Below are 14,272 nucleotides of genomic sequence, written 5' to 3'. Positions count from 1 at the left end.
GGCCGGTGTCAGTGGCGGTCGCCGTTGCGGCCCGGGGGGAGGGAGAGCATCTGGCGGTGGCGGCCACCGGTGGACGGGGCGGTGGCGAGCCCGGTGGCCGTACCCATCACCGGGGAAGGGGCGGGCGGCGCGGGCGGTGCGGGCGCGGGTACGGACACCGGGTGCGGGAGCTGGCCGAGGTAGCCGGCGGCGACCCACCCCTGACCGTTGGTGAACTGGGCCGCGCCGGTGGCGGGTTGGGCTGCGGACGGGGTGGTGGGGGGAGGGGGCGGTGCGGCGTGGCCCAGGCTGTCGTCGGCGGGGGCGGCGGGTTCGGGGTGGGGTCCGACGCGGGTGCCGTTGCCGTTGCCGTGGGCGTTGTGGTGGGTGCTGTGGTGGGTGCTGTGGTGACCGTGCTGGCCGTGTTGGTGGGCGGTGGCGTGGCTGCCACCGTGGCCGGCGTGGGTGCCGTGGTGACCGTGGTGACCGGAAGTCGAGCCGACGCCGTGCGGCTGGGCGGCCACGAACTGGGGGAGGCCCGGGACCTGGCCCGTGAAGGCGTGGAAGGCCTGCTGCTGGGACGTCGGGTACGGGCGCTGCTCACCGAGCAGGGGATAGCCGTCGCGCACCGCGAAGCCGGTGAACACGAGGTCCTCCTCGCCCGAGCGGTCGCCGGGCAGCGCGCGGAAGAGGCGTCGGTACTCGGAGTACAGCTCGTCGTAGATCGGCGTGGCGGAGTGCGGGTGTTCGGCGTCGTACGACGGGCGCATGCCGGGGATCGAGCGGGGGGCGGTGGTGGAGCGGCCGGGGGACGCGGAGACGTCGTAGCTGTACACGTAGGGCCAACGAGCGAGAGGGGGCGGGGGATGCGGGGCGCTCATGCGGGGGCGGGGCGGGGCATGCGTGGGGCTCATGGGTGGCGCACATGCGTGGGGCTCATGGGGGATCGTGCGTCACGTCTCATGAGCCGGCCTCATGAGGAGGGCATGAGCGGGACTCATGGCGGGGTGGTCAAGAGCAGCGCTCATGGGGGCCGGGCCTCTGCGCCCATGAGCGGGCCTCATGCGTGGTGCCCATGAGCGGGACTCATGCCGAGCACCCGTGCGGTGCGAGTCCGCGCCGGAGGCGGCCCGAGAAGTGGAGGGAGGGGCCGCCGTCCGGCGCGTACGGGGCGGGGCGGATCAGGTGCCGGCGAGCGGGAGGGAGGCGGCGACCACCTGGCCCAGCGCCACCGCCCGCTCCAGCGCCAGGCGCAGCAGGTCCTCACGGGGCTGGCGGCCGACCATGCCGGCCGGGACGGCGTACATGGTCACCTCGGAGAGCTGACTCGCCGCCATCCGCCAGGCATCGGTGACCTGGAGCGGCTGGTGCGCCTGCCACCAGCCGGTGCTGCCACCGGCTGCGGCGGGCTGCAGGATCGCGTGCAGCTTGCCCATCGCGACCAGGACCGACCAGCCGGGGAGTTGCTCCGGGGTCTCGTCCAGGTCGGTGACGGGCTGGAAGCCGGCGTCCTGGAGGAGGTCGAGGAACTCGTCCTCGCCGGAGGTGCTGCCGGGGCGGCCGACCGGGCCGGTGGGCTCGACCACCAGCGAGGCGTGACCGACCTTGCCGTGCAGGACGAGCCCGCAGGTGATGCCGAGGATGGCGGCCTGGCCTGGGGCGGGCGCCTGGGGCACGGCTTCGGCGGGGACGCCCGGGCCGGGCGCCGGGGAGGTCGGTGCGAAGGGGGCGTTCGGCGTGGGGACGGCGAGTTCCGGGGCGTCGGGCCCGGCCTGGCTGATGCTGCGGACGGCGCCGGCCAGCTGCTCCTCGGAGACCGGTACGACCTGGGAGGGGATGCAGCGGGCGTGGGCGAAGGCGAGCACGGCGGTCTCGTCGCCGACGAACAGCACGGTGCTGGTGGGTTCCACGTGGGTGTCGCCGGGGGTTCGGCAGGAGGTGCACTCGTAGCTGTCGGGGGCGCGGTCGCCGCCCAGTAGGCGGTCGGCCTCGTCGTCGCCGATCTCGGACCGGACCTCGTCGCTGACGTCGAGCATGCGCGGCACAGGGTCTCCTCGGATGGATGCGGATGGGGCTTCGGGGGCGGACACGGGGAGGTCGACATGCCCAACGGGCCCTTGTGTCAGGCGTCACGGGTGCCCGTCGAGGCTGACGGGAATTGCCTCGGATCCGACCGCGCCGCGTGTTCTCGTGGTCGCAATCTGTCGATGTCGGTGACGGGGCTGCCGGAATGAAACGGTGAGGTGGGTCACGCGGCGGCGATGTTTGGCCTGGGAATCAACGGCCAAATCAGACATTTCGGGCATAAATGTGTGGGTCTTACCGCCGGTAACCCTTGGCTGAGCTGGGGAGACCGTTCAAGTTTTGAAATCCCCACCGATCGGCTCGTAGCTTCTTGGTCGGCGCAACGAGCGCCACCCGGGCTCACCCCCGACGCACAGCCCCCCGGTCCGCCGGGCGTGGCAGGTGCCCGCCGACGCGACTGCTCGAACAGGTCGCCGGCGAGCGGCTGGGTGGCCGGGGCGGCAGCGGCACGTCCGACACGTGCACGGCCGTCCGACGGACGCGGCAAGCGAACGCGACCCCTGGCGGGGTCTGGTTCCGCATGTCCGCCCGGGGCTGTCGAGAGGAACCTCATGACCTTCCGTAACGAGACCGCCGCTGCCACCACCTCCACCGCCACCAAGCGCAACCGCGTCCGGATGGCTGTCGTGGCGGGCGCCGCTGTCGCGGCCCTGCCGGTGGCCGGCCTCGTCACGGCCACCTCGGCCTCCGCCGCCTCCGTCTCCACCTGGGACGCCGTCGCCCAGTGCGAGAGCGGCGGCAACTGGGCCATCAACACCGGCAACGGTTTCTACGGCGGTCTGCAGTTCACCTCCAGCACCTGGGCGGCCTACGGCGGCACCGCGTACGCCGCGCAGGCCAACCAGGCCACCAAGGCGCAGCAGATCGCCGTCGCCGAGAAGGTCCTCGCCTCGCAGGGCCCCGGCGCCTGGCCCGTCTGCTCCGTCAAGGCCGGGCTGACCAAGGGCGGCGCCCCGGCTGCCGTCGACACCTCGGCCGCCGCCAAGCCGGCCGCCCCGGCTGCCAAGCCCGCCGCCCCGGCCGCCAAGCCGGCGCAGGCCCCGAAGGCCGACGCCGCCCCCAAGGTTGCCGCCGCGCCGACGGCCGCCGCCAAGCCGGCGCAGGCCCCGAAGGCCGCTCCGAAGGCCGACAACAACGCCAAGGCGTGGACCGGCTCGAACGACGCCAAGCCGGCCAAGGGCAACTACACCGTCAAGTCCGGTGACACCCTGAGCTCCATCGCCGCCGCGCAGGGCGTGGACTGGCACGACCTGTACAAGAACAACGCCAAGGTCATCGGTGGCAACCCGGACCTGATCTTCCCGGGTCAGGCCCTGAGCATCTGAGGTCCTGAGCATCCGAGGTCCTGAGGCTTCGAAGCGCTGAGGCTTCACGGCGGAGGCTTCGAAGCTTCGCTCCCCGGGCCTCCCGAGCGGCTGACACCGGCCGCCCGGGCTCCCACCGGCTTCGGCTTCCACGGCCGCTCCTCCCCCGCGCGGGTCATCCGCCGGGTGGAGGAGCGGCCGTCGGCGTGTCGTGGCGGGTGGTGCGTGGTGTGCCTAGGGTCGGCTGTCATGCCGCATTCGTGTGAGGGAAGTACGGGCCGGGCCGTGGCCCGGGCCGGTGCCGTGCTGGTGCCGTGCTGGTGCTGGTGCTGGTGCTGGCCGTCGCCGCGGGCGGCGGCCGGGCGGGTGCCACCGTCCGGGTCGCGGACCCGGTGTGGGACGGGCTCGCCGATTGCGAGAGCGGCGGCGACTGGCAGGCGGACACCGGCAACGGCTACTACGGCGGCCTGCAGATCCGGCCCTCCACCTGGGCGGAGGCCGACGGCCTGCGCTTCGCGGACCGGCCCGACCACGCCGGCCGACGGGAGCAGACGACCGTCGGCGAGGAGATCGTCCGGCGGCAGGGGTGGGGGGCCTGGCCGTCCTGCGCCCGGGACCTGGGACTGATCGGGGTCGGTACCGACCCGGGGCGCGACGTCGACGGTGGTACTGGGACCGGCACTGGGGCCGGGGTTGGGACCGGCACTGAGACTGGCATCGGGGCCGGGGCTGGGCCGGGTAGGGCCGGTGCGGGAGGATGGTGGGGTGATCCAGGGCGAGCTGTTCGGTGACCTGCCCGGGGCGGCCGGAGCCCCGCGGGCGGCCGGGACCCCCGGGGCCCCCGGTGATCCGGCCGGCTCCGAGGCCGGGGCGCGCGGGCGTTTCGAACCCGCCCCCGGGGCCGTCCTGCTCCCCGGCTGGCTGGACCTCGACGCGCAGCTGCGCCTGATCGCCGCCTGCAGGGAATGGGCCCGCCCGCCGGCCGGCCTGCACATGGTGCGGATGCCCACCGGGGGGATGATGTCCGTCCGCATGGTGAGCCTCGGGTGGCACTGGTACCCGTACGGATACCGGCGGGTCGCCGAGGACGGCGCGCCCGTCAAGCCGTTCCCGCCCGAGCTGGGCAGCCTGGCCCGCCGGGCCGTCGCGGAGGCGTACGGCGACGCGCGGCCCGAGGTCGCGGGCGCCACGTCCTACGGGCCGGACACCGCGATCGTCAACCACTACCCGCACGGCGCCAAGATGGGCCTGCACCAGGACCGTGACGAGCGCACGGACGCCCCCGTCGTCTCCCTCTCGCTCGGCGACCGCTGCGTCTTCAGGCTCGGGAACACCGAGACCAGGACCCGGCCGTGGACCGACCTGGAGCTGCACAGCGGGGACCTGCTGGTGTTCGGCGGCCCGGCCCGGTTCGCGTACCACGGGGTGGTGCGCACGCTCCCGGGGACGGCGGCGCCGGAGCTGGGGCTGGTGGGCCGGCTCAACATCACCGTGCGGGAGTCGGGGCTGGGGGCGTAGGTGGGGATGCGAGGAAGGGACGGCCCGGGCACGTCGTTCTCGTCGTGCCGTCGGCCCGGTCGTTTCCGTCATCCGTTCGTCGACTCGTTTACTCGTTCGAGTGAACTGGTGGCTCGGGCACGGTGAGCGGGAATGACCCGGGTCGCCGGAGAATTCGAGTGAGCTGGAGAATTCGATCGGAGTCCGCGTCCGCAGGGCCGGAGTCCGGAGAGGAAGCGTGCTCATGGGTACCCCCGTCGACGACCTTGTCGATCTGCTCGACCTGGAGCAGATCGAACTGAACATCTTCCGCGGGCGCAGCCCCGAGGAAGCGCTGCAGCGGACTTTCGGCGGCCAGGTCGCCGGGCAGGCGCTGGTGGCGGCGGGCCGCACGGTGGACGACGCGCGCCCCGTCCACTCGCTGCACGCCTACTTCCTGCGCCCCGGGGTGCCCGGCGTACCGATCGTCTACCAGGTCGACCGGATCCGGGACGGCCGCTCCTTCACCACCCGCCGGGTGCTCGGCATCCAGGGCGGCCGGTCGATCTTCGCGCTCACGGCCGACTTCCACAGACCCGAGGAGGGCGGCATCGAGCACCAGCACCCGATGCCGCAGGTCGCCGCCCCCGAGCACCTGCCCAGCGCCCTCGAAGAGGTCGGCTCCCGGCTCGGCGAACTGCCCCCCTTCATCAGCCGGCGCCAGCCCTTCGACGTCCGGTACGTCGACCGGTTGCGCTGGACCAAGGAGGAACTGGAAGGCGTCGAGGCACGCAGCGGCGTGTGGCTGCGCACCGACGGCCCGCTGCCGGACGACCCGCTGATCCACGTCTGTGCCCTCACCTACGCCAGCGACATGACGCTGCTGGACGCCGTCCGCGCCCCCGTCGAGCCGCTGTGGGGGGAGCGGCATTTCGACATGGCCTCGCTGGACCACGCGATGTGGTTCCACCAGCCGTTCCGGACGGACGACTGGCTGCTCTACCAGCAGGAGTCCCCGATCGCGCACGGCGCGCGCGGCCTGGCGCGCGGGCAGATCTTCGACCGGAACGGGCAACTGGTGGTGTCCGTCGTGCAGGAGGGGCTGTTCCGGCCGCTGAGGCGACCCGCAGAGTAGGCGTCGCGGGATGCCCGTCGTGGGATCCGCGCCGTGCGACCCCCGTCGCGCGATCCTTGGTGCGGGTTCGGCGGCGCGGATTCCGCGGGACGTGTTCCGCAGTGCCTGCCCCGTGTCGAGCGATGTGTCGGCCTCGTTGCCGCCGCGTTGCGGTTTCGGCGGCTTCGGGCCGGCGGGAATGATCCGTCCGTGCGGGCAGCGTTGTGAATGACCGAGAAGGGCGGCCCGAACCACGGGCCGTCCGCGGACCGACCGGGAGGGTGGACCGATGACGGCGACGGCCGCGGAGGACTGGAAGCACTGGAGCGACGGCCGGGCGGCGTCCGTGAGCGCGCCGCACGGCCAGCTCGCACTCACCGGCACGCACTGGCTGGAGCCCGGGCCCGCCGAGATCCCCGGCCTGCCCGGGCGCTGGTGGGCCGACGGCGAGGGCGTCCGCGTCAGGGCGACGTCCGACGACGGAATCACCGTCGCGGGCGCGGACGGACCGGTGGACGGCGAGGTGTTGCTGCGCCCGGACAGCGACCCGGCCGCGGACACCGCGACCCGGGGCGACCTGCTGCTCGTCCCGATCGAGCGCGAAGGCGAACTCGCCCTGCGGGTCTTCGACCCGGCATCGCAGCGTCGGGCCGCCTTCGCGGGCATCAGCGCCTACCCGTACGCGCCCGAGTGGGCCGTTACCGCGGTGTTCACCCCGTTCGACGACGAGACCGGGTCGGTCGTGGTCCCCAACGCCGACGGCAAGGAGCGCCCGCTCGCCGTCACCGGGCAGATCGCCTTCACCGTGGCCGGGGAACACCGCACGCTGACCGTCAGCCGGTCGGGCAAGCGACTCACCGGAGTGATCGCGGACGCGGGCAGCGGCATCGACACCTACCGCTTCCGCTTCATCACGCTGCCGGCGCCGGACGCCGACGGCCGTACGGTCCTCGACCTCAACCGGGCCTACCTGCCGCCGTGCGCCTTCTCGGACCACTTCATCTGCCCGTTCCCGCCGCCGGGCAACCGGCTGGACTTCGCGGTGGAGGCGGGGGAGAAGCAGGTGCTCAGCCGGTAACCGACGCTGCCCGGGCCGGCGGCGGCGCCGGGCCCGGGTCCGTGGTCGCGGTGGGCGTGGTGCCGGGCCGAGGGCGGTCCGAAGACGGGCCCCGGTGCGGGACGGCCGGGCGCGGGGCGGAGTATGGGGAACCATGTCGAACGATCAACATTCCGCCCCCGCCGTGTCGGCGGACACGCCCCCGGCCGCCGAGCCGCCCGTCGCAGTGCCGCCCGCTGCCGCGCCCGGGCCTGATCCGGTCGACGCACCCCCCACCGGCGGCGCTGCGGCCGCCGGTGCCGCGGTGTCCGACGCCGTGGCCGCCGGCCCCCTGCCGACGGACCCGGTGGCCACCGCCGCGCCGTGGTACCGGCGGGCGTTCGCCGACCTCAGCCCGCTCCGCGACAACGTCGACTACCGCCGGGTCTGGCTCGGCCAGGCAGTCTCCTCCATCGGCCAGCAGATGACGGCCGTCGCCGTCTCTATCCAGGTCTACGACCTGACCGGCTCCGCCTTCGCGACCGGCCTGGTCGGCATCTTCTCCCTCGTCCCACTGGTCGCCTTCGGCCTCTACGGTGGTGCGATCGCCGACACCGTCGACCGGCGCCGACTCGGCCTCGTCGGCTCGGCCGGCTTGGCGGTCGTCTCCGCCGTCCTGGCCGCCCAGGCGTTCGCCGGTCTCGGCCTGGTCGCCGTCCTGTACGCCGCCGTCGCCGCCCAGGCGGGCTTCTTCGCCCTCAGCTCACCCGCCCGCTCCGCGATGATCCCCCGGCTGGTGCCCTCCCACCAGCTCCCGGCCGCGAACGCCCTGAACACCGTCAGCATGAACCTCGGCCTCACCGTCGGCCCGATGCTCGGCGGCGTCCTCATCGGCGCCTACGGGGCCCAAGCCGCCTATCTGCTCGACACCGTCGCCTTCACCGGCACCCTCTACGCGATGTGGCGCCTGCCCGCCATGCGCCCCCTCGGCGAGCGCAAGGGCCGCGCCTCCGTCCTCGACGGCCTCCGCTTCCTCCGAGACCAGCCCAACCTGCGGACCAGCTTCCTCGCCGACCTGGCCGCGATGGTCTTCGGCATGCCCCGCGCCCTCTTCCCCGCCATCGCGGTCACCTTCTACGGCGGCGACGCCGGCACAGTCGGCCTCCTGGTCTCCGCCCCGGCCGTGGGCGCCCTGATCGGCGCGCTCTTCTCCGGCTGGGTCGGCCGCGTGCACCGCCAAGGCGCAGCCGTCCTCGCCGCCGTCGTCGCCTGGGGCCTGGCCATCGCCGCCTTCGGCGCCCTCCACAACCTCTGGCTCGGCCTCCTCCTGCTCGCGGTCGCCGGGTGCGCCGACACCGTCAGCATGATCTTCCGCAACACGATGATGCAGGTCGCCGCCCCGGACGAGATGCGCGGCCGCCTCCAAGGGATCTTCATCGTCGTCGTTGCCGGCGGCCCCCGCCTCGGCGACTTCGAGTCCGGCACCGTCGCCGCCCTCACCAACCCCGCCACCTCCGTGATCAGCGGCGGCCTCGCCTGCGTCGCAGCCGTCCTCCTCCTCGCCGCCCGCCGCCCCGCCTTCCTCGCCTACGACGCCCGCCACCCGACCCCCTGACCCCCCGGGCCACCCCACCCCCAAACCTGGCAGCGAGCACCCCCCGACGTGCTGTATTGTTTTCCACGTCGCCGGGACAACCGGAGACAAGGTCGAGAAGCCCACAGCAGAGCCCCCCAGGCCCTCGCTGCAGGCACCGAGACCACGGGACGTGGCGCAGCTTGGTAGCGCACTTGACTGGGGGTCAAGGGGTCGCAGGTTCAAATCCTGTCGTCCCGACGTGAGTCGGAAAGGCCGTTGTCCGGGAGAAATCCCAGGTCAGCGGCCTTTCGCATGACGCCCCGTCAGTGAAACGAGCCACCTGCGAACACCCCTAAACGATCTTGCTGGGGACCAGCTGGGGACCAGCGTGCTCCCGGCGGACCCTGCGGGCCCGCCCTCGGGGACCAGCCGGCCGAAGGCCCACCTGTCCCTACCCGGCCACAATAGCGGCGGAACCAGCAGCCGGAACACCCGTTCCGGGAATTCCGACGCTGCTCCCGCACCACCCACGCGGTGAATTCCCCCGCGTGCCGGGGATTCGACATCTGACCGGGCCGCGAGCGAAGTCCAACTCCACTCCGGGAACTCGAAGTTCACCGGGCCCTTAGGGCGGAATGACGGCCGCCCCCGTGAATCCGGTCCTATCGGTGCTGCCGCGCACCGTTGTTGACCCTCCACAAACGCGGTCCGGACCGTTGAGTCCTCGTTGCCACAGCCGGGCGGGCCGGCGGCGCTGTCGTAGGGCGGGCCTAGGCTTCGCCCATGAGTACGGTGCACGCCAGGGTCTGGCGCTTCACGGTCGAGAAGGGGTCCGCCGGCGCGGAAGCGGTCCAGGCAGTCGAGGTGGGCCAAGGGCCCCTCCCGGTGTCGCTGGCCGAACTGGTCAGCATCAACGCACTCTCCTGCGACCTGCGCAGGACGGTGGACCGCAGCGTGCGCGACCACGAGATCAACCTCCTCCTCAGCTACCTGGCCGGGGACACGGGGCCAGGGCCGCTCGGGGTCAAGTGCGCCGCGCTGGATTCCAGCTCCGGCCACATCCGCCGTTTCGTCAGCGAGTGCACCGGGCTCGGGGTCATGACGGCCGCCAGCGAGACCCTGTTCGACTGGAAGTCCGGTGTGGACGGGCTCAGCAGCTTCGACGTCCTGCCCGACAAGCTCGTGGGCACCTACGCCACCACGGGAGTGCGCCCGGACCTGCTCTACGACCTCGCCGGCGGCCCGCTCGCCGGAGAGGCCCGAGGCCGGCGCCGCGACGCCAAACAGATGCTCCCGGCGGTCAAGGGGACCGCGGACCAGAAGCAGCGACTGCAGAAGCTCGCGACCTGGTCGGTCGACCACGGCGACCACCCCTACTTCATGAGCTGGGTCTGGCTCGGCACGGGCGGCGTCTACGTCGACATCTTCCTGCCCGAGGACTCCCCGGCCACGGCCGGGCTGAAGACTGGATGGATCGAGAAGCCAGGCAACCCGCAGCCCTGGCGCTTCCCTGTTCCCCGGCCCGACCCTCGGCGGGCGATGCGGGAGGACCCGGAGGACGACCTCGGCTTCCACGTGCTGGACGAGGATCCCGAAGGCACGGATGAGGCGAGCAGCGGCGGTGCCACGAACGCGATCGACCGGGCCCGGCCTCTGGTCGAGGCGGCGATGGACCGGGCCTTCGGCCGTGAGGAGAACCCGCTGGGCGACCTGCGCGGCGTGCCCGTCCGCGGCACCTGGATCCGGGCCGACGCCGTCGGCCCGGCGCGCCACGAAGTCCTGGTCGGTGTTCTCGGCGAGCACGTCCCCGTGGACCTCCGCGCCCACCGCCGTCGCTTGGCCGCTGAACCGCGGAGCCGGCTCGACCTGTTCCTCGACGGCCGCCTGCTGACCCTCGTGCACCCGGTAGGCGAACCACGGCCGAGCTGGGGGCAGATCGCTGAGGAAGCCGTCGGAGTCTAGGTAGCCACTGAGGGCTGCACGCAGCGGAGGAGAAGAACACGATGCCGGACTCGTCGCCCAACGGCGCCCAGCAGCAAGAGGCGGCCTTCCCTCGGGGAGGTGCAGGGCCTGCGGCTAGGCACCTTCAACCCCTCGTTGGTGACTTCCCCGAGCGTCGCAGGCTGGCCCTCCTGTGGGCGTGGGCGCTCAACCCGCCCGGGCTTGAGCGCGCCCTGGCACGGGTCCGACCTGGCGATGTCTGCACCAAGAGGCAGACGGCACCTGAGGCTCCATCGGAAGCCGTGCTCGGCGACGACGGACGGTTCCACCTCCGTGGCTCGCGGATGCTCTGTTCGACTCCTGAGCGCGGCATGCCGGAATGGGTGGCACCTCGGGAAGGCAGGGAACGGCACCGGCAAGAACCCCAGGCTGCCTGGCGGCACGAGGCGCAACTGCTGTGGTGGGTCGACGAGGCGGGGCGGGCGCTCCGGACAGCCAGTCAGGCGGTCGCTGATCCGAAGGTTCGGGAGGTGACGGCGGTATGGCATGTCACGGCGCCGGACGGCACCGGCGTGGATCCGGGATCGGTTACCCTGGCGCAACGCTGCCCGGCCGCTCCGGGCTATCTGTGGCCGCCGGTCAGGTCGTCCAGCGCGATCGGACTGCTTCGGAGCCGACTGGCTTCGGAGCTGGGCCACCAGTGTCACCTTTGTGGCATCCTGCCCGGTTCCGTGGTTGACCACGACCACTTCGACGGCCTGGTGCGGGGCCTGCTTTGCGGTGTGTGCAACACGGGCTTGGAGTCCTGCCTTCATCTGGACTGGTGCCCGCGTGCCGTGTACCTGAACGATCCCCCGGCCGCTCCGCTCCAGCTGACCTATCCGAGCGCACGCAAGTCAATCAAGGAACTGCGGCACTCCGCGCGCAGGATCGCGGCACTCGGCTTCGATCCGTTCGAGAACCTTCGTCCGTAGACCTGGCAGGAGATGCTCGACCTGGGGACGGGCTGGTCCGGTGGCACCTGTCGGTTGGTGCCACCGGGCCGGGGCCAGTTCACCGGACAACGTAGAGGTGGCGGACTGGCGCCTCCGGCTCTGGATCCGGTGTAGTCGCAGCTGAGTCACGGCCACCGCTGAGGTGGGTGCTCAGCTTGTTGCCGGCCTCGATGAAGTCGGCGTGCGACGGGTGGAGATAGCGCTGGGTCGTGGTGATCTGCCCGTGTCCGGCGATTTTCTGCAGGACGTGCAGGCGCACGCCGGCGTCGGCGAGCCAGGTGAGGCCGGTGTGCCGCAGGCCGTGGCGGCGAAGCCAGGCGTAGCCGAGCGCAGTGACGACCTCGTCCCAGTGGGTGGCGTCACGGAGCACGGCGGTGCTGATGCGGCCACCGCGGGGGCCGGTGAACAGCCGTGCCATCGGGTCGTGTCCAACGACGGTGAGACGCCAGGTCACCATGTCGCGGATCTCTTCGATGATCGGGACGGTGCGGCGGCGCTTGCCCTTGGTGCCCTTGTCGATCAGCCCGCCGGGGCCGGGTGTGGTCTGCCGGCGCAGGTCCCAGGTCCAGTCGAAGCGGTTGATGTCCTTGACCCGGACGCCGGAGACCTCGCCGATGCGGGCGCCGGTGCAGGCGGCGAAGCGGACGACGTCGCCCCAGATCCGGTAGTTGCCGTGGGAGCGGGCGACGAGCGCCTCGGCGAGGGCGTCGAGGGCGTCCCAGTCGGGCAGAGCGAGGGCGCGGGGGTTGTCGAGCTCGTCCTCGAACTGCTTGTACAGGGACTGCCAGCCGGTAAGCCGGCAGGGGTTGAGATCGATGATGCCGTCGCGGCGGGCCTGCTCCATGATCCGGACAAGGGGGGCAAGGGTGTTCTTGACGGAGGACTTGCCGACCTCGTCGGATATCCAGGTGTTCAGGGCCCGGTCGGTGATCCCGTTGGTCATCGACACCACCGGGACGTGCCCCATCGTCGGGACGACGCGCAGCTTCCAGCCGGCCCGGTAGGGGTCGAGCGTCTTCGGCTCCAGGCCGCGCATGGCCAGGTCCCAGTTCTCGTCCCCGTAGTCGGCCAACGTCACATTCGAGAGCGACGGAACGATTCCGCGTTTGGCCGCCTTGCGCAGACGGTCGATCCATTCCTTCGCCTCGTCCTCGGAGGCGACGGAGTTGGACAGCGACTTCCGCCCGCCGCCGCTGGGATCCCACCAACGAACGCGTGCGCGGTAGCGGAACTCGGGGCGGCGGTCCGCTCGGAACTCGATGTCGTCGGTCAGGTCGATCGCGATCGGGACGATCACGGGGGTGTCAGCCAAGCTACGCGGCCTCCGGTTCTGCGGGGACTATTCGTTGGGACAGGAGCCATGCCTGCGTGTCGGGTATGGAGTAGACGACGGTTCGGTTGGCGAGGCGCACGAAGGGGGGCCCTTGCGGGGGCCTGGCGTTGCGCCAGCGGCGAAGGGTCGATGGATCGACTTTCAGGAGTGGTGCGAGCTCCTCGGCGGTGTACCAGCCGCTGTGGAGTAGATCGACGGTCGAAGGGCGTGCGGTGTCGTCCCCGTGTTCTGCGGCGTTTCCATTGACAGGCTGCAGGCCGCTCACGCCGCACGCCCTGTGGTGCGGACCGGGCGCGGGGCGAGAACCGGAAAGTTGTGCGGAAGATCGGGGCATGTCGGTGATCCTCGGGGCTGGCTGGAGTAGATGCGAACGGTTAGCTGTCAGTCGATGCAGGTCTCGCCGAGTCGACGAAGTCGAGTGCGGAGGGCAGGGGCGCCGGCTGGAGTCCGTCGGCCCGCATCTGGTCTCGAACGGCCTTGAGTCGGGTGCAGTCCTCGTGGGCCATGCGGTCGAGTTCGTCCGCCTGGCGGGCCAGCTGCTCGTAGCGGGCCGATCCGAGTGCCTGGCGTGCCTGGAGGCGGCGGCTGTGGGCTTCGCGGGTGGAGATCAGCGCGGTGCGGACGTCGACGTCGTGTTCGCGAAAGACGGCGAGTACGGCTCGTGCTGACCCCAACGGTGGCGCTTCGCCGAGGCGGTCCTCGCCGGTGACCCATGCCGCCGCCTCCCAGATGGACAGGGTCACCTCGGGCAGGAGGTCGACGTCGGTCTGGGCCTCCAGCGGGATGAGCAGCGCCACGAGCGGCAGATCGAGGGCGTGGGCGAGAACGAGGGCCTCCTCCACCTTGAGCGAGTCTCGCTGACCCTTCTCGATCTTGGTGATGGTGTTCGCGGCGATCGGTACGCCTCGTGCCGCGCACGCTTCCGAGAGGTCGCTGGTCGTCATGCCACGCTGGGCTCGGTGCGTCTTGACTGTTTGAGCGATCCGCGCCGTGAGCGCGGCCGGCCACTGCTCCTTCGATTCTGTCACGAGAGAAGAATACATGAGGCGTATTCTTCGTCCAGAGCAGATGTGATAGATGTTTCTCGCACAGAGAGCATCGCTTGGGAGGGAAGTTGCCGTGAACGCAGTCCGGACTGCCCGGTTGGGAAAGTACTCGCCGGAAGCTCTCGCTGCCCTCCCGCCAGCGATTCCGCTGTCGGTGGCCAACGAGTTGCTCTCGCTCGGCAGGACGGTCGGGTACCGCATGGTCCGTGAGGGTCGGTACCCGGTCACCGTCGTAGAGGTCGGCGGCAGCTATCGGGTGATCACCGCAGACCTCCTTCACTTCCTGCGCCCGCGTACCTCCCGGAGCGCGGCGTAGAGGCCGCGCTGCCGGGCATGCCGGCTTGGCGTGGGACGATCCCTCCAGTAGGCGATGTCGTCCGCACCCGC

The 14,272-nt window shown here is 71.9% G+C and carries 12 protein-coding genes and 1 tRNA gene; 9 read left to right on the top strand and 4 right to left on the bottom strand.

The window, feature by feature from the left end:
* Positions 1-8 precede the first annotated feature (8 nt).
* Positions 9-893 carry a hypothetical protein gene (locus AB0D10_RS27605; protein WP_360261496.1) on the bottom strand — a complete coding sequence of 295 codons (885 nt, stop codon included), beginning with the start codon at positions 891-893 and terminating at the stop codon, positions 9-11.
* A 267-nt stretch (positions 894-1,160) separates the two neighbouring features.
* Entirely contained in the window at positions 1,161-2,024 is an 864-nt protein-coding gene (locus AB0D10_RS27600) for a hypothetical protein (RefSeq protein ID WP_360261407.1), read from the bottom strand.
* Positions 2,025-2,615: 591 nt separating this feature from the next.
* Here AB0D10_RS27600 and AB0D10_RS27595 point away from each other — a divergent pair.
* The 9 genes from AB0D10_RS27595 (at position 2,616) to AB0D10_RS27555 (ending at position 11,485) form a co-directional block, all read left to right on the top strand.
* The gene (locus AB0D10_RS27595; RefSeq protein WP_360261404.1) at positions 2,616-3,389 is read left to right on the top strand and encodes a transglycosylase family protein; all 774 of its coding nucleotides are present in this window, start codon (positions 2,616-2,618) and stop codon (positions 3,387-3,389) included.
* Between the two features lie 293 nt (positions 3,390-3,682).
* Entirely contained in the window at positions 3,683-4,159 is a 477-nt protein-coding gene (locus AB0D10_RS27590) for a transglycosylase family protein (RefSeq protein ID WP_360261401.1), read from the top strand.
* A 115-nt stretch (positions 4,160-4,274) separates the two neighbouring features.
* Positions 4,275-4,886: an alpha-ketoglutarate-dependent dioxygenase AlkB gene (locus tag AB0D10_RS27585; protein WP_360261478.1), complete on the top strand. Its 612-nt coding sequence runs from the start codon at positions 4,275-4,277 to the stop codon at positions 4,884-4,886.
* Between the two features lie 223 nt (positions 4,887-5,109).
* Positions 5,110-5,979 (top strand): acyl-CoA thioesterase II, encoded by an 870-nt coding sequence (locus tag AB0D10_RS27580; protein ID WP_360261398.1) that lies wholly within the window; start codon positions 5,110-5,112, stop codon positions 5,977-5,979.
* A gap of 268 nt (positions 5,980-6,247) precedes the next feature.
* Positions 6,248-7,036: a DUF1684 domain-containing protein gene (locus tag AB0D10_RS27575; RefSeq protein ID WP_360261396.1), complete on the top strand. Its 789-nt coding sequence runs from the start codon at positions 6,248-6,250 to the stop codon at positions 7,034-7,036.
* Between the two features lie 133 nt (positions 7,037-7,169).
* Entirely contained in the window at positions 7,170-8,609 is a 1,440-nt protein-coding gene (locus tag AB0D10_RS27570) for an MFS transporter (protein ID WP_360261393.1), read from the top strand.
* A 145-nt stretch (positions 8,610-8,754) separates the two neighbouring features.
* Positions 8,755-8,828, top strand: a tRNA-Pro gene (locus AB0D10_RS27565).
* A gap of 525 nt (positions 8,829-9,353) precedes the next feature.
* A complete protein-coding gene (locus AB0D10_RS27560; RefSeq protein WP_360261390.1) occupies positions 9,354-10,532 on the top strand; it encodes a hypothetical protein in 1,179 nt (392 codons plus the stop codon).
* A 281-nt stretch (positions 10,533-10,813) separates the two neighbouring features.
* Positions 10,814-11,485 (top strand): endonuclease domain-containing protein, encoded by a 672-nt coding sequence (locus AB0D10_RS27555; protein WP_360261388.1) that lies wholly within the window; start codon positions 10,814-10,816, stop codon positions 11,483-11,485.
* Positions 11,486-11,564: 79 nt separating this feature from the next.
* On the opposite strand, the gene AB0D10_RS27550 is transcribed toward AB0D10_RS27555, so the two are convergent.
* Both AB0D10_RS27550 and AB0D10_RS27545 read right to left on the bottom strand, forming a co-directional pair.
* Positions 11,565-12,818, bottom strand: coding sequence for a site-specific integrase (locus AB0D10_RS27550; RefSeq protein ID WP_360261386.1), 1,254 nt, complete (start codon positions 12,816-12,818; stop codon positions 11,565-11,567).
* 395 nt (positions 12,819-13,213) lie between these two features.
* Positions 13,214-13,867: a helix-turn-helix transcriptional regulator gene (locus AB0D10_RS27545; protein ID WP_360261384.1), complete on the bottom strand. Its 654-nt coding sequence runs from the start codon at positions 13,865-13,867 to the stop codon at positions 13,214-13,216.
* Positions 13,868-14,272: the final 405 nt, after the last annotated feature.

Origin of the sequence: Kitasatospora sp. NPDC048545, from assembly GCF_040651155.1 — a bacterium.
Lineage (GTDB): Bacteria > Actinomycetota > Actinomycetes > Streptomycetales > Streptomycetaceae > Kitasatospora.
Note: the sequence above shows the minus strand (reverse complement) of the source record. Positions and strands in the feature narration are given on the sequence as shown.